15 protein-coding genes are annotated in these 14,826 nt (G+C 63.3%); 8 read left to right on the top strand and 7 right to left on the bottom strand.

Annotated features, from left to right (window positions below; all coding sequences use genetic code 11):
- Positions 1 to 4 precede the first annotated feature (4 nt).
- Genes recF through FJ964_RS09060 form a run of 3 tightly spaced genes read left to right on the top strand, consistent with a single transcriptional unit; the run spans position 5 to position 2,436 of the window.
- Positions 5 to 1,147, top strand: a complete 1,143-nt coding sequence (gene recF / locus FJ964_RS09050; RefSeq protein ID WP_140550077.1) for a DNA replication/repair protein RecF — start codon at positions 5 to 7, stop codon at positions 1,145 to 1,147.
- 39 nt (positions 1,148 to 1,186) lie between these two features.
- The gene (locus FJ964_RS09055; protein WP_140550078.1) at positions 1,187 to 1,945 is read left to right on the top strand and encodes a molybdopterin-synthase adenylyltransferase MoeB; all 759 of its coding nucleotides are present in this window, start codon (positions 1,187 to 1,189) and stop codon (positions 1,943 to 1,945) included.
- Positions 1,946 to 1,947: 2 nt separating this feature from the next.
- On the top strand, positions 1,948 to 2,436 hold the full coding sequence (locus FJ964_RS09060; protein ID WP_140550079.1) for a GNAT family N-acetyltransferase: 489 nt from the start codon (positions 1,948 to 1,950) through the stop codon (positions 2,434 to 2,436).
- A gap of 29 nt (positions 2,437 to 2,465) precedes the next feature.
- Here FJ964_RS09060 and FJ964_RS09065 read toward each other — a convergent pair whose 3' ends face one another.
- Positions 2,466 to 3,467 (bottom strand): D-glycerate dehydrogenase, encoded by a 1,002-nt coding sequence (locus FJ964_RS09065; protein WP_140496760.1) that lies wholly within the window; start codon positions 3,465 to 3,467, stop codon positions 2,466 to 2,468.
- Positions 3,468 to 3,615: 148 nt separating this feature from the next.
- Between FJ964_RS09065 and FJ964_RS09070 the strand changes: the two genes are divergently transcribed.
- Positions 3,616 to 4,176 carry an SH3 domain-containing protein gene (locus tag FJ964_RS09070; RefSeq protein WP_140496762.1) on the top strand — a complete coding sequence of 187 codons (561 nt, stop codon included), beginning with the start codon at positions 3,616 to 3,618 and terminating at the stop codon, positions 4,174 to 4,176.
- 44 nt (positions 4,177 to 4,220) lie between these two features.
- On the opposite strand, the gene FJ964_RS09075 is transcribed toward FJ964_RS09070, so the two are convergent.
- A complete protein-coding gene (locus FJ964_RS09075; RefSeq protein ID WP_140550080.1) occupies positions 4,221 to 4,580 on the bottom strand; it encodes a DUF4260 domain-containing protein in 360 nt (119 codons plus the stop codon).
- Between the two features lie 48 nt (positions 4,581 to 4,628).
- The gene (gene irrA, locus FJ964_RS09080; protein WP_181165297.1) at positions 4,629 to 5,060 is read right to left on the bottom strand and encodes an iron response transcriptional regulator IrrA; all 432 of its coding nucleotides are present in this window, start codon (positions 5,058 to 5,060) and stop codon (positions 4,629 to 4,631) included.
- A 242-nt stretch (positions 5,061 to 5,302) separates the two neighbouring features.
- Between irrA and fabA the strand changes: the two genes are divergently transcribed.
- The 4 genes from fabA (at position 5,303) to FJ964_RS09100 (ending at position 9,606) form a co-directional block, all read left to right on the top strand.
- Positions 5,303 to 5,821, top strand: a complete 519-nt coding sequence (fabA, locus tag FJ964_RS09085) for a 3-hydroxyacyl-[acyl-carrier-protein] dehydratase FabA (protein WP_140496768.1) — start codon at positions 5,303 to 5,305, stop codon at positions 5,819 to 5,821.
- Positions 5,822 to 5,870: 49 nt separating this feature from the next.
- Positions 5,871 to 7,091 (top strand): beta-ketoacyl-ACP synthase I, encoded by a 1,221-nt coding sequence (fabB, locus tag FJ964_RS09090; RefSeq protein WP_140496770.1) that lies wholly within the window; start codon positions 5,871 to 5,873, stop codon positions 7,089 to 7,091.
- Positions 7,092 to 7,122: 31 nt separating this feature from the next.
- The gene (gene fabI / locus FJ964_RS09095) at positions 7,123 to 7,935 is read left to right on the top strand and encodes an enoyl-ACP reductase FabI (protein WP_140550081.1); all 813 of its coding nucleotides are present in this window, start codon (positions 7,123 to 7,125) and stop codon (positions 7,933 to 7,935) included.
- Positions 7,936 to 8,061: 126 nt separating this feature from the next.
- Positions 8,062 to 9,606 (top strand): bifunctional diguanylate cyclase/phosphodiesterase, encoded by a 1,545-nt coding sequence (locus FJ964_RS09100; protein WP_140550082.1) that lies wholly within the window; start codon positions 8,062 to 8,064, stop codon positions 9,604 to 9,606.
- A gap of 18 nt (positions 9,607 to 9,624) precedes the next feature.
- Here FJ964_RS09100 and FJ964_RS09105 read toward each other — a convergent pair whose 3' ends face one another.
- The 4 genes from FJ964_RS09105 to corA all read right to left on the bottom strand — a co-directional run bounded on the left by FJ964_RS09105 (position 9,625) and on the right by corA (position 14,818).
- Positions 9,625 to 10,644: a class I SAM-dependent methyltransferase gene (locus FJ964_RS09105; RefSeq protein ID WP_140550083.1), complete on the bottom strand. Its 1,020-nt coding sequence runs from the start codon at positions 10,642 to 10,644 to the stop codon at positions 9,625 to 9,627.
- Positions 10,645 to 10,713: 69 nt separating this feature from the next.
- Positions 10,714 to 12,861: a polyribonucleotide nucleotidyltransferase gene (pnp, locus tag FJ964_RS09110; RefSeq protein ID WP_140550084.1), complete on the bottom strand. Its 2,148-nt coding sequence runs from the start codon at positions 12,859 to 12,861 to the stop codon at positions 10,714 to 10,716.
- Positions 12,862 to 13,272: 411 nt separating this feature from the next.
- Positions 13,273 to 13,584 carry a 30S ribosomal protein S15 gene (rpsO, locus tag FJ964_RS09115; protein ID WP_281405124.1) on the bottom strand — a complete coding sequence of 104 codons (312 nt, stop codon included), beginning with the start codon at positions 13,582 to 13,584 and terminating at the stop codon, positions 13,273 to 13,275.
- A 139-nt stretch (positions 13,585 to 13,723) separates the two neighbouring features.
- Positions 13,724 to 14,818: a magnesium/cobalt transporter CorA gene (gene corA, locus FJ964_RS09120; RefSeq protein WP_140550085.1), complete on the bottom strand. Its 1,095-nt coding sequence runs from the start codon at positions 14,816 to 14,818 to the stop codon at positions 13,724 to 13,726.
- Positions 14,819 to 14,826 lie beyond the last annotated feature (8 nt).

The raw sequence follows: 14,826 nt of genomic DNA on the forward strand, positions 1-14,826 counted from the left end.
GCGGTTGCCGGCACAAACCCATATAAGTAAGCTTACACTTACAAACTTCCGCAACTATGCGGCGCTGTCGCTCGAGCTTGAGCCGGGCGCGGTGGTGTTTTCCGGCGACAATGGCGCCGGAAAAACCAATCTGCTGGAAGCGATTTCCCTGTTGACGCCGGGCCGCGGCCTGCGCCGCGCGCCTTACGCGGACGTCGCGCGCGAGGGCGGCGACGGAGGCTTTGCGCTGCACGCACGGCTCGACGGACCTGACGGCCAAGTCGAGATAGGGACGGGCATTTCGGGTGGCGACAGTCTTGGCGAGGGCGGCAGGCGGGTGCGCATCAACGGCGCCACGGCGCGATCGGCCGAGGATATGCTGGAATGGCTGCGCGTCGTGTGGCTGACTCCGGCAATGGATACCCTGTTCACCGGACCGGCCGCGGACCGCCGGCGCTTCCTCGACCGGCTGGTGCTGGCGATCGATCCCGGCCACGGACAGCGCGCCCTCGACTATGAAAAGGCGATGCGCGGCCGCAACCGGTTGCTGACGGAAGGTTCGCGGGATTTGAGCTGGTTCGAGGCGATCGAGACGCAGATGGCCGAGACAGGCGTGGCGATCGCCGCGGCGCGCGCCGAAATGGTGCGCCTGCTCGCCGCCATGATCGACCGGCTGCCCGACAGCGGCCCGTTTCCGCAGGCCGATATCGGCCTTTCGGGCGATCTGGAGGCCGAGATCGCCACCACGCCGGCCGTCGACGTCGAGGAGCGGTTCCGCCGCACGCTCGCCGGGGGCCGCGACCGCGACCGTGCCGCCGGGCGCACGCTCGAGGGCCCGCACCGCTCCGACCTCGTGGTCCGGCACCGGCCCAAGGCGATGCCGGCAGAGCTGTGTTCGACCGGCGAACAGAAAGCCTTGCTTGTCGGCATCATCCTGTCGCATGCCAGGTTGACCGGCGAGATGTCCGGCTTGACGCCAATCCTGCTGCTCGACGAGATCGCGGCACATCTCGATAGCGGTCGGCGTGCGGCGCTGTTCTCGATCCTGGAGGAGCTGAACTGCCAGACTTTCATGACGGGAACCGATGCGGCGCTGTTTTCCAGCCTGGCCGGCCGGGCTCAGTTCCTGACCGTCGATCACGGCACGGTCGCGCCGACCGCTGTGTGAACACCTGACAAGGTTATTCTCTCGCTATATGGTCGCGCCATGACCGCCGCCGCCCTCACCGACGAAGAACTCGAACGCTACGCCCGCCACATCGTGCTGCCCGAAATTGGCGGCGCCGGCCAGCAGCGCCTGAAGCGAGCGCGGGTGCTGGTCATCGGCGCCGGCGGATTGGGCGCACCGGTGCTTGAATATCTTGCCGCAGCCGGCGTCGGAACGCTCGGCGTGATCGACGACGACACGGTTTCGCTCTCCAACCTGCAGCGACAGGTGATTCACGGCACCGACACTGTCGGCATGCTGAAAACCCACAGCGCCAAGGCGGCAATCGCCCGCATCAATCCCAACACCGCTGTCGAAATCCACACATTGCGCCTGGCCGCGGACAATGCCCAAGCCCTCGTCGCCCGTTACGACGTGGTCGTCGATGGATCCGACAATTTCGAGACGCGCTATGTCGTGGCCGATGCCTGTGCGGCGGAGGGAAAGCCGCTGGTGCACGCCGCCGTGGGCCGTTTCGATGGTTCCGTGACCGTGCTGATGCCATTCCAAACCGATAGGGACGGCACGTACAACCCCGGCTATCGCGACCTCTTCCCGGAGGCACCACCGCCGGGTCTGGTGCCGTCCTGCGCCGAGGCCGGGGTGCTTGGCGTGCTGACCGGCGTGATCGGCACGTTGCAGGCGATGGAAGCCATCAAGCTGATCACCGGCATCGGCGAGCCGCTGATCGGGCGGCTGCTGCTCTATGACGCGCTGGCCGCGCGTTTCGAGACCATCCGCTACAAGAGACGAAACTGACGTTGAAGCGCACTGCCGATATCATCATCACCCGGATTCCGGCCGATTTCGACCGCTGGGACGAAGTGCTCGCCCTGATCCTGCGCGCTTTCGCCTTCATGGACGGCATCATCGACCCGCCGTCCTCGGCGCACCTGCTCACTGGGGAAACCTTGCGCGACAAAGCCCGCCGCGAGACCGGCCTGCTGGCGCTCAGCGGCAACAGGATCGTCGGCTGCATCTTCGCCCTGGAACGAACCGACCACCTCTATGTCGGCAAGCTCGCCGTCACGCCGGACTGTCAGGGCCAGGGCATCGGCAGGTTGTTGATGCAAGCCGTCCAGGATTTTGCCCGCAGCCGCGGCAAAGCCGCAATCGAGCTGCAGACGCGAATCGAGCTGGCTGGGAACCAGGCAGCCTTTGCCCGGCTCGGTTTTCGCGAGACCGTGAGAACGGCGCATGAAGGTTATGCGCGACCGACTTCGGTCACCATGCGCAAGACTGTTTTGTAAGTTTTCACTTACATTATATGCGAAGCCGCTCAAGTCCTGAGCGGCAGCACGCGATCCGGCGGGCGGTGGCCGTCGACGAAGGCGCGGATGTTGATGATCACCTTCTCGCCCATGTCGATGCGGCCCTCGAGTGTCGCCGATCCCATATGCGGCAAAAGCACGACCTTGCCCTTGGTCGCGAGCTTGAGCAGTTTTCCGTTCAATGCGGGCTCGTGCTCGTAGACGTCGAGGCCGGCGCCTGCGATCCTGCCATCCTGGATCAGCTTGACCAGCGCCTCCTCGTCGATGATGTCGCCGCGCGCGGTGTTGACGATATAGGCGGTGGGCTGAAGCAGCGCCAGCCGCCGCGCCGAAAGCAGATGGAACGTCGCCGGCGTCGAGGGGCAGTTGACCGAGATGATGTCCATGCGGGCCAGCATCTGATCGAGGCTTTCCCAATAGGTCGCCTCCAGCCCGTCCTCGACCGCCTGCAAAACGCGATGGCGGTTGTGATAGTGGATGGAGAGGCCGAAGGCCTTGGCACGCCTGGCAACGGCGGTGCCGATACGCCCCATGCCGACAATGCCGAGCCGTTTGCCCCAGATGCGCCGGCCAAGCATCCATGTCGGCGACCAGCCGGCCCATTTCTTGTCGCCGGTGAGTACATTGGCGCCCTCCGCCAGCCGGCGCGGCACCGCCAGCATCAGCGCCATCGTCATGTCGGCCGTATCCTCGGTCAGCACGTTGGGCGTGTTGGTGACGGTGATGCCTTTCTTGGCCGCGGCCGCCACGTCGATCTTGTCGACGCCATTGCCGAAATTGGCGATCAGCTTGAGGTTTTCGCCGGCCTGGGCGATCAATGCCGCGTCGATGCGGTCGGTCACCGTCGGCACCAGCACGTCCGCCTCCTTGACCGCCGCGACCAGTTCCGGCTGCGTCATCGGCCTGTCCTCGACATTCAGCCTTGCGTCGAACAGCTCGCGCATGCGGGTCTCGACAGGGTCGGGCAGTTTTCGCGTGATGACCACGAGAGGCTTCTTTTTGCCTGCCATTGTTTCCCTCGTTGAGACCTCTTTAACCAAGACCGGCGAAACTGGAAGCCGGTCGCGGTAGCCGATTTACCCATGTACCAAGCGGTGCCGCCGAAGACAAAGAAAAAGGGGCGCCGGGGCCGGCAGGCCAGCGCCGAAAGGAACGAAAGTGTCTGGTTTCGCGTCGCTTCGCCTGACCCTCAGCGCAGCATTTCTCGGCGCTCTGCTCTATTCACCCCAACTGTGCGCGCAAGGTGCAGCGGCTCCCGCCCAGAGCGTCGTCACGCTCGGGCCGAGCGGCCTGCCGCTGCCACGATTCGTCAGCCTGAAATCCGGCCGCGTCAATTCGCGTGTCGGGCCGGGCGCCAACTACTCGGTCGACTGGATGTATCTGAAGGCAGGCCTGCCGATGGAGATCATCCAGGAATTCGACACATGGCGCCGCGTGCGCGACGCCGACGGTTCGGAAGGTTGGATCAACCAGTCGCTGCTTTCGGGCCGGCGCACGGCGATCGTGGCGCCGTGGCAGCGCGGCAAGGGCGCGCAGATCAATCTCCTCAGGAGCCCCGAAAAGGACGCCAGCGTGGTGGCTATCGTCGAGCCGGGCGTCATGGGCACGATCAAATCCTGCGACGGCCAATGGTGCGAAATGACGCTCGATGGCCATACCGGCTGGCTCGCCCAATCCGTCGTCTGGGGCGCCTATCCCGGCGAACGGGTCAAGGACTGATCGTTGGCCTTGCGCCGATTCGTTTGAACCGCAGGCCGGACCGTTTAGCGGCCGATGCGACCGAGATGGGTATCCTGAAAGCTGCTCGACAGCTTCAAGCCGTAGCCCAGCGCGCGATCGATAGCGATGTGGGCGATCCAGATCAATGCAACCGCTATAGCGGCTGCATTGCCAAACAGGCTGCCGGCAAGCACCAAAAGCACCGGTGGGACCAAAACGTGGAAGGCATTGTAGCAGGCGGCGCCGACGCGCGGCCCGGCGAGATAGCCGAACATGGACAGATCAGGCACCAGGATCAACAAGGCAAACAACCACCAGGACGCACCGGCGAGTGCATAAAAGACGATAGCGGACACCGCGACAGCGGCCCATTCCAGCCGGATAGCCAGATCGAGGGGTTTCATTCCTGGCCGTCCATACGTGCCTGGCCGTTCATACGTGCCTGGCCCCGATCACTCGGCGCGTTTGGGGCGCAGCCTCACCACGATGTCGACATTGGCGATCTCCATCCCCTCGGGTGGTTCCGGGAGGTTGGTGACGGTGACCGGACCATTGGCGATGTCGAAAATCCGGTTTTCGCCTTCGATATAGAAATGGTGATGATCGGAGGTGTTGGTGTCGAAATAGGTTTTGGCGCCCTCGACAGCGAGAATGCGCAGCAGTCCCGCCTGGGTGAACTGGTGAAGGGCGTTGTAGACGGTGGCCAACGACACCGGCACGCCGGCGGCGACGGCCTCCTCGTGCAGTTCCTCGGCCGACAGATGGCGGTCGCCCTTGGCGAAAAGCAGGTCGGCAAGCGCAATGCGCTGCCGTGTCGGCCTCAGGCCGGCTTCACGAACCCGCTTGTCCACAGCGACATTTTCCTTCCGGCAGCCCCGGTCCATCTGGTCGTCCAAGCTCACAGTTCCGCCTCAAGACACGTCCAGAATGGCAAAAAAATGGATGTCTGCCGAAACCGGACCCCTTCCGACATATATTCTGTCGTCCGAATGCGATCAATAGCGCGCATTGACCCGGCAAGACTGGCGGGTTAAGCGCAAACGCCGGTTTCCGGCCTGAAACAGATTGTGTTAGGACACCAACGACAAGGGTGCGCCAGCGCCCGGGACATATGGGAACGAGATTGATGGCGGGTTCGAAATCCAGCTACGACTACGAAGAATTGCTGGCCTGCGCCCGCGGCGAGCTGTTCGGACCGGGCAATGCCCAGTTGCCCTACCCGCCGATGCTGATGTTCGACCGCATCACCGAGATCAGCGAAACAGGCGGGGCTTTCGACAAGGGCTTCATCCGTGCCGAATTCGACATCAAGCCAGACCTGTGGTTCTTTGCCTGCCATTTCATCGGCAATCCCATCATGCCTGGATGCCTGGGCCTCGATGCCCTGTGGCAGCTGACGGGTTTCTATCTCGGCTGGCTGGGCGAACCCGGCAAAGGCATGGCGCTGTCGACCGGCGAGGTCAAGTTCAAGGGAATGGTCACGCCCTCGGTTAAAAAGGTCGAGTATGGCGTGGAATTCAAACGTGTGATGCGTGGCCGGCTGGTGCTGGGCATCGCCGATGGTTGGCTAAAGGCGGACGGCGAACCCATATACGCGGCAACGGACCTGAAAGTCGGTCTGTCCAAGCAGTCGGCGGTCGCTTGACCGTCGCCCTGGCCGACTTCGTGGCCAGCATTCCTGGAAGGAGTTGCGAATGAGACGTGTCGTAGTCACAGGCCTCGGCATCGTGTCGTCGATCGGCAACAATGCCAACGAGGTGCAAGCCTCGCTGCATGACGCCAAATCCGGCATCAGCTTCTCCGACTCCTTCGCCGAGCACGGCTTCCGCTGCCAGGTCTGGGGCGCGCCGACGCTCGATCCCAGCGCCATGATCGATCGCCGCGCAATGCGCTTCCTGAGCCAGGGAGCGGCCTGGAACCATGTCGCCATGGACCAGGCGATCGCCGATGCCGGGCTTGGCGAGAGCGACATCACCAATGAGCGCACCGGCATCGTCATGGGCTCGGGTGGGCCTTCCACCCGCACCATCGTCGAGGCGGCCGAAACCACGCTCAAGAACGGCAGCCCCAAGCGCATCGGCCCGTTCGCCGTGCCGAAGGCGATGTCGTCGACCGCGTCGGCGACGCTGGCCACCTGGTTCAAGATCCACGGCGTCAACTATTCGATCTCGTCTGCCTGCTCGACCTCGGCCCATTGCATCGGCAATGGCTACGAACTGATCCAGTGGGGCAAGCAGGACATGGTGTTCGCCGGCGGCCACGAAGATCTCGACTGGACGATGTCGGACCTGTTCGACGCCATGGGCGCCATGTCGTCGAAGTACAATGACAGGGCATCGGCCGCTTCCCGCGCGTATGACGTCGATCGCGACGGCTTCGTCATCGCCGGCGGCGCCGGCGTGCTGGTGCTCGAGGAACTGGAGCATGCCAAGGCGCGTGGCGCCAAGATCTATGCAGAGATCGTCGGCTACGGCGCCACCTCGGACGGCTTCGACATGGTTGCGCCCTCTGGCGAAGGCGCCGTCCGCTGCATGCGGCAGGCGCTGGCGACCGTCACCACCCCGGTCGACTACATCAACACCCACGGCACCTCGACGCCGGTGGGGGATTCCCGCGAAATGGGCGCGATCCGCGAGGTGTTCGGCGAGAAGATGCCCTTCATCACCTCGACCAAATCGCTGACGGGCCATTCGCTGGGCGCGGCCGGCGTCCAGGAATCCATCTATTCGATCCTGATGATGCAAGGCGGCTTCATCGGCGAAAGCGCCCATATCGAGACTCTCGACCCCGAATTCGAGGGCATGCCGGTGGTGCGAAAGCGCATCGACAACGCCAGGATCGACACCGTTTTGTCCAATTCCTTCGGCTTTGGTGGCACCAACGCAACGCTGGTTTTCCAGCGCTATTCCGCATAAGGCCACGTTTTTTCCACGAGGATTGGCGATCATGGACGGATTGATGAAGGGCAAGCGCGGGCTTGTCATGGGCGTCGCCAACGATCATTCGATCGCCTGGGGCATAGCCCGGAAACTGTCCGAACATGGGGCCGAACTTGCCTTCACCTACCAGGGTGACGCCTTCGGCCGCCGGGTCAAGCCGCTCGCCGACAGGCTCGGCGCGGCGCTGGTGGTTCCCTGCGACGTCGAGGACAGCGCCTCGGTCCGCGCCACCTTCGAGACCTTGGGCAAGGCCTGGGGCGGGCTCGACTTCGTGGTCCATGCCATCGGCTTTTCAGACAAGAATGAGCTCAAGGGCCTCTACGCCGACACCAGCCGGGACAATTTCGTCCGCACCATGGTCATCTCCTGCTACTCCTTCACCGAGGTCGCGCGCCACGCCGCGGCCCTGATGCAGGATGGCGGATCGATGATCACCCTGACCTATGCCGGTTCGGTGCGCGTCATGCCGAACTATAACGTCATGGGCGTCGCCAAGGCCGGCCTCGAAGCCAGCGTGCGCTATCTCGCCAACGATTACGGCCCGCGCGGCATCAGGGTGAACGGCATATCGGCGGGACCGGTGCGAACGCTTGCCGGCGCCGGTATTTCCGATGCGCGCCACATGTTCTCTTACCAGCAGCGCAATTCTCCGCTGCGCCGCACCGTAACCATCGACGAGGTCGGCGGCTCGGCACTCTATCTCCTGTCCGACCTCGCTTCCGGCGTCACCGGCGAAATCCACTATGTCGATTCAGGCTATCATATCGTTTCCATGCCGACGCTCGATGAGCTGAAGCAGACGGATCGCGCGAGCGAATAGGCCATTTCGCGAAACAGTCTTTTCTCCTGTGAAGAAATAATTCCCTTCCAATAAAATTGGATGCATTCGCGGAAACTCATTTTAAGGGCCTATCCGCTACAAAGTCCCGCAATTTGGGGACTTTCAATGCCTGCCGTCAGCAACCCGAACCGCACACCGGTGTTCCGGCTGATCACCATAGCCAGTTCGGGCATTGGCAGTTTCATCCTCGGCATCTGGGGCCTGAAGCACGCGCTTGGCGACGGCTTTGCCGGCATGCCGGCGGACGTGATGGTGGCGATCATGGCTGCCCTTTGCGCGCTGGCGGCGGCGGGAGCCGCGATGTCTTTCTTCGCCGGCGTCGATGAATCGGCTGATTTCGTCTTCAACGAAACCCAGTTCGACAAGCTGACCGGATTGCTGGCGCGTCCGGCAATGGTCGGCAAGATCGCCGAGGCAGCCTGCGCGACGAGCCGCACCGGGGCCCCGATGTTCCTCATCGACATCGACATCGACCGGTTCAAGCAGATCAACGACGCGATCGGCTACAGCCAGGGCGACGAACTGATCCGGGCCTTCACCAAGCGGCTGCAGGCCTGCGTGCCCGAGCGCGTGCTGATCGGACGCATCGGCGCCGGCGAGTTCGCGGTGCTGCTTCCTGATCATCAGATCCAGGGCACGATGGAAGCTATGGTGGAGAGGCTCATCGACGAGATGATGGAGCCCTATGAGCTCAGCAGCCACCAGCAATCGGTGAGCCTGTCGGTGGGCATCGTGGCGATGCCCAAGGACGGCGTCGACCCAGTCCTCATCCTGCGCCGCTCCAACCTGGCGCTGCAAAATGCGCGCGCCAGGGGAGTCGGCAACTGGTCGGTCTTCGATACCGAGATGGGCCGGGTCGCCGATCATCGCCAATGGGTCGAATCCGAGCTGCACATCGCATTCGAGCGCGGTGATTTCGACCTTCACTATCAGCCCCAGTTGGACCTGCCGAGCGGCCGCATCGTCGGCTATGAAGCGCTGATCCGCTGGAACCATCCAGAACGCGGCATGATCCCGCCTCTGGAGTTCATCCAGATCGCCGAGGAAACCGGCATGATCAATCCGATCGGCGAATGGGTTCTGCGCAAGGCATGCAGCGACGCCCGCCATTTGCCCGACGACTGCTTCGTCGCCGTCAACATCTCGCCGGTCCAGTTCATGACCAAGGACTTCATCGGCCTCGTGCGCGACACGATGCGGACCACCGGCATCAAGCCGTCGCGGCTGGAGCTGGAAGTCACCGAGACGGCCATGATGCAGGATCGCGACCGCGCCGCCGCCATCCTGAAAGAGCTTGCCGATATGGGCATCTCGGTTGCCGTTGACGATTTCGGCACCGGCTATTCCAATCTCAGCTACCTGATCGATTTCTCCTTCGGCAAGCTGAAGATCGACCGCTCCTTCGTCAGCCGCATCGATACGGATTCGAGCTCCGGCGCCGTCGTATCGACCATTGTCGGCCTCTCGCGAGCACTCGGCGTCAGTATCATTGCCGAGGGTGTCGAGACAGAGGACCAGGCGACCCTGCTCAGGGCTGCCGGTTGCGAGGTGGTGCAAGGCTATCTGTTCGGCCGTCCGGCGCCGCTTGCGGTCATGGCCGGCGCGGAACATGTCGTCGAGGATTCGAGGCGCGTCGCCAATCTGCACTGAGTGCCACGCCGTTGCGTGTCAGCGACGCGCGGAAAGAACCTTGAACATGCCGTCACGGGCGAGCTCGGCATGGCTGGAGAAGGCAGCGGCCAGCACGGGCTCGTAGGGTAGCTGGCGGTTCGCCACCATGTACAGCCGTGCTCCCGGCTTCAGCGCCTTTGCCGCTGCCCGGATCAGGCCGGCGCCGATCTCCGGTTCAGCCGCCCGGCTGCGATGAAAGGGCGGGTTCATGACGACCGCGTCGTAGCGACGCTCGACCGGCTCGCCCTGCAGGTCCGTCCAGAAGAAACCTTTCGCAACCGACTGGCCGGCCATTGCAAGATTGGCTTTGGCGGCTTCGAGAGACGCGAAATCCGCCTCATAGAGATCAAGTGCCGAGATGCCGGGCGAACGCGCTTCCATCTCCGCCGCCAGATAGCCCCAGCCGGCGCAGAAATCGGCGACATGGCCGCGCAGGTCGGCTGGAAGATGGTCCGCCAGCAACTTCGAACCGGCATCGACACGATCAAAGGAAAACATGCCGGGCGCCGTGCTGAAGCGGCCGTCGACCAGCCCGGCGGGATTGGCGGCACGCAGCGCGGCTGCTGCCGTCGCCCCGGCCGGACGGCGAAGCCAGAAGGCGATGCCGTGATATTTGGGCAGATGGCCTTCGAGCGGCACAAGCTCGTCGATGCGCTTGCGCAGGCTGGCGATGCCGTCATCCTTGCCGCCGGCAATGACGATCAATCCGCCCTCGGCGACACGCTCCAGCGCTTCCGCGATGCGCAGCTCGTTCTGGCCGCGATGGCGGCCCGCAAGCACCAGCGCGGCCTCAAAGCCATCGCCTTGCGTTTGCGCGGTGACAGTGAAGCCTGCGGCTTGCAGCGCGCGAAAGTGCGGCCGGAAGCCTTGCACCACGTGCAGCTCGGCGTCGAAGTCCTGCGGTGTCCGCAAGCCGGATTCGGCCCCGAGAAAAAGCACGCGCTCGCCCTTTCGCGGCAAGGCGACCGCCTCGGCCTCGAATGGATGGAACAGCGTCTTCAGCGCTTCAGCGGACATGCCTTTGCTCCATAAACGAAAGCGGGCGCGACATGAGCCGCGCCCGCTTCGATTTTTCCGTCAGCCCGTTCAGGCGGCGTTTTCTTCGCTCTCGGCCTTCTTGTCGCGAACGATTTCCTTGCCGGTGGCCTGGTCGACGACTTTCATCGACAGGCGGACCTTGCCGCGCTCGTCGAAGCCCATCAGCTTGACCCACACCTTGTCGCCTTCCTTGACGACGTCCGAAGTCTTGGCGACCCGGTCGTTGGCAAGCTGCGAGATGTGGACGAGGCCGTCACGCGGGCCGAAGAAGTTGACGAAGGCGCCGAAGTCGGCTGTCTTGACGACCGTGCCTTCGTAGATTTCGCCGACTTCCGGCTCGGCGACGATGGTATGGATCCACTTCTTCGCCGCCTCGATCTCCTTGGCGTTCGCCGAAGCGATCTTCACCGTGCCGTCATCCTCGATGTTGATCTTGGCGCCGGTCTTCTCGACGATCTCGCGGATGACCTTGCCGCCGGAACCGATCACGTCGCGGATCTTGTCGGTCGGGATGTGCATGACCTCGATGCGCGGCGCGAACTCGCCGAGCTCGGCGCGCGCGCCGGACAGCGCGTGGCCCATTTCGCCGAGAATATGCTGGCGACCGTCCTTGGCCTGGTCGAGAGCGATCTTCATGATCTCCTCGGTGATGCCTTCGATCTTGATGTCCATCTGCAAGGAGGTGATGCCGTTGGTGGTGCCGGCGACCTTGAAATCCATGTCGCCGAGGTGATCCTCGTCGCCCAGGATGTCGGAGAGCACGGCGAAGCGCTCACCTTCCTTGATCAGACCCATGGCGATACCGGCGACGGGCTTTGCCAGCGGCACGCCGGCGTCCATCAGCGCCAACGAGGTGCCGCAGACGGTTGCCATCGACGACGAGCCGTTGGACTCGGTGATCTCCGAGACGACGCGCAGCGTGTAGGGGAACTGGTCTGATGTCGGCAGCATCGGGCGGATGGCGCGCCAGGCGAGCTTGCCGTGGCCGATCTCGCGGCGGCCGGGCGAGCCCATGCGGCCGGTCTCACCGACGGAATAGGGAGGGAAGTTGTAGTGGAGGAGGAACTTCTCCTTGTACATGCCGGTCAGCGAATCGACATACTGCTCGTCCTCGCCGGTGCCCAGCGTGGCGACGACCAGCGCCTGGGTCTCGCCTCGGGTGAACAGCGCCGAACCATGGGTGCGCGGCAGGACGCCGACCTCGGACACGATCTTGCGCACGGTCTTCAGGTCACGGCCGTCGATGCGCGAACCGGTGTCGAGAATGTTCCAGCGCACGACCTTGGCCTGGAGCTCCTTGAATACGCTGCCGATCTGCTCGGAGGAATATTTCGGCTCTTCGCCTTCGGCCGGAGCGAAGGCCGCCTTGACCTTGGCCTTGACGGCGTCCACGGCGGCATAGCGCTTTTGCTTGTCGGTGATCTTGTACGCGTCGCGAAGCTCGTCGCCGACGATCTTCAGCATCTCGGCTTCGAGAGCGGAATAGTCCGGCGCGGTGAAGTCGCGCGGGTCCTTGGCGGCGACCTCGGCCAGCTTGATAATCGCGTCGATCACCGGCTGGAAACCGCGATGGCCGAACATGACCGCGCCGAGCATCAGGTCTTCGCCGAGTTCCTTGGCTTCTGACTCGACCATCAGCACGGCGTCGGCGGTGCCGGCGACAACGAGGTCGAGCTTGGATTCCTGCATCTCGTCGACATGCGGGTTGAGCACGTATTCGCCGTTGATGTAGCCGACGCGGGCGCCGCCGATCGGGCCCATGAAGGGCACACCAGACAGGGTCAGGGCCGCCGAGGTGGCGACGATCGACAGGATGTCCGGATCGTTCTCGAGATCATGCTGGACGACGGTGACGACGATCTGCGTGTCGTTCTTGTAGCCGTCGGCAAAGAGTGGGCGGATCGGGCGGTCGATGAGGCGCGAAACCAGCGTTTCCTTTTCGCTCGGACGACCTTCACGCTTGAAATAGCCGCCCGGGATCTTGCCGGCGGCGTAGGTCTTTTCCTGGTAATTGACGGTCAGCGGAAAGAAGTCGAGGCCCGGCTTGGGCTCCTTCATCGAAACGACCGTGGCGAGAACCTTAGTCTCGCCGTAGGTGGCGAGCACGGCGCCGTCGGCCTGGCGCGCGATCTTGCCGGTTTCGAGGATGAGCGGGCGACCGCCCCATTCGATTTCCACTTTGTGGTGATTGAACATGTCTTGTCCTTCATATGAGGAAGGGCCGCGCCGTTTCAGCGTGCGCGGGTGCCCTTCCCCTGGCTTCCTTTCTCGGGCAGCCACGGGCAAGACAACGGGAAGCTCGATCCATGTCGGCCGGATGGCCGCACGAGCGTCCTGCAATCCTGCCCCATGACCGTCCATGGGGTGGCTTCGAGGGGGCCCTCTGCACGCTCGAAGCCGGATTTGGCCAATCGATCCGACTGGCCCTGCGCATGACCCCACAAGCAGCGGCTTGCGGAATGCGTCACGCGCAAACTCAACTTGTTGGAGCGTCCGTCCGGCATCCGAATGGGTGCGCGGCGCTCCAGTCCTGCATTCGAGATCGGATTGGTCCGGTGCTCAAATGCGCGACCGGCGGGCCCTTGTGAGGGCCCGCCGGTCAATTCGTCAACGGCGCAGGCCGAGCTTCTCGATCAGCGTCTGGTAGCGCGTGTCGTCCTTGCGCTTGAGATAATCAAGCAGGCTCCGGCGCTGGGAGACGAGAGCGAGCAGACCACGGCGGGAATGGTTATCCTTCTTGTGGTCCTTGAAATGGTCAGTCAGGTTCTTGATGCGCTCGGAAAGGATGGCCACCTGAACTTCCGGAGACCCGGTGTCGCCCTTGGCGGTTGCGAATTCAGTCATCAATTCCTGTTTGCGCTCGGCAGTGATCGACATCGTGTTTTTCCTTATCTGTTCGAGGAAACGGGTCGCCCTCAGCCGGGATGTCGTCCAGCAGGGGCCGGTGCAAGCAGAGCGTCATAGCGCTAAGCTGCGGCGCATATAGTGCAATTCCCAAGAAAACACCAGCCCAATTCACGAAGCCGGCTTTTCACGCCAAAACGGCAAGTTATCCCTGTCAAAGCCATTTCTTCCATTTGAAGAACGCAATCAGCCCAACCGCCACCACGGCCATGAACAGCAGAGCCAAGGGATAGCCGTAATAGGCCTTCAGCTCCGGCATGTTCCAGGGCGACGTCTCCGGATCGAAATTCATGCCCCAGACGCCGACCAGAAACGTGAGCGGCATGAAGATCACCGACACGATCGTCAGATAGGAGATGACCTCGTTGGTGCGTGCCTGGCTCAGCGACAGATGCATCTCGATGAGGCCGGTCAGCATGTCGCGCTGGTTCTCGACCAACTCGATCAGCCGCAGCGCGTGGTCAAGCGTATCGTTCAGGAAGACCTTGGTTTCGGCTTTCACATAGGACACGTCGTTGCGGATCAGCGTCGCCAGCGCGTCGCGCATCGGCCACAGAACCCCCTTCAACACATTGGCGTCGTGCCGCAATCCATGAAGCTGCTGCATCTGATGCTTGTGCGGCGCGTGCAGCATCTGGTCCTCGATGCTGTCGACGAGTTCGCCGGCCGCCTCGATCGGCGGAAAGTAGCTGTCGACGATGGCGTCGATCAGCGCATAGGCGAGATAGTCGGCGCCACGGGCGCGCAGCCGGTTCGGCGCCGAGCTTTCGATGCGCTTGCGCACCGGATCGAACGGATCGCCTTCACGCTCCTGGAAGGTGACGACGAAGTTCTTGCCAAGGAAGACGGCGATCTGCTCGTAGCGGTGCGAGGCGACGTCGTCGATCACCCGCATGACCACGAAAGCGTGATCTTCGAAGAAATCCACCTTCGGCCGCTGGCCTGTGTTGACGACGTCCTCCAGCGCCAGCGGATGCAGGCTGAAGATGCGGCCGATCTCCTCGATCAGCTCGATATTGGCGAGGCCGGTGCAGTCCAGCCAGATGACCGGCCACTTTTCGCAATTGGCATTGACGTCGTCGATGCTGGCATTGTCGATCGTTTTGGATTTTTGCGGCGAGATCAGGGTGAGCCGCAGTTCCGACCGTCGCGCCGCGGGATCGGCGATCAGCGTGCCGGGAGATGCGCCTACCGGCGGCCGCCTGATCCTGAGCGGCGCCCGTGTCTTGATCGCCTCAACCTTTGCCATGCGGTCCC

The organism is Mesorhizobium sp. B2-3-2 (genome assembly GCF_006442295.1).
In the GTDB taxonomy this organism is placed as follows: Bacteria; Pseudomonadota; Alphaproteobacteria; order Rhizobiales; family Rhizobiaceae; genus Mesorhizobium.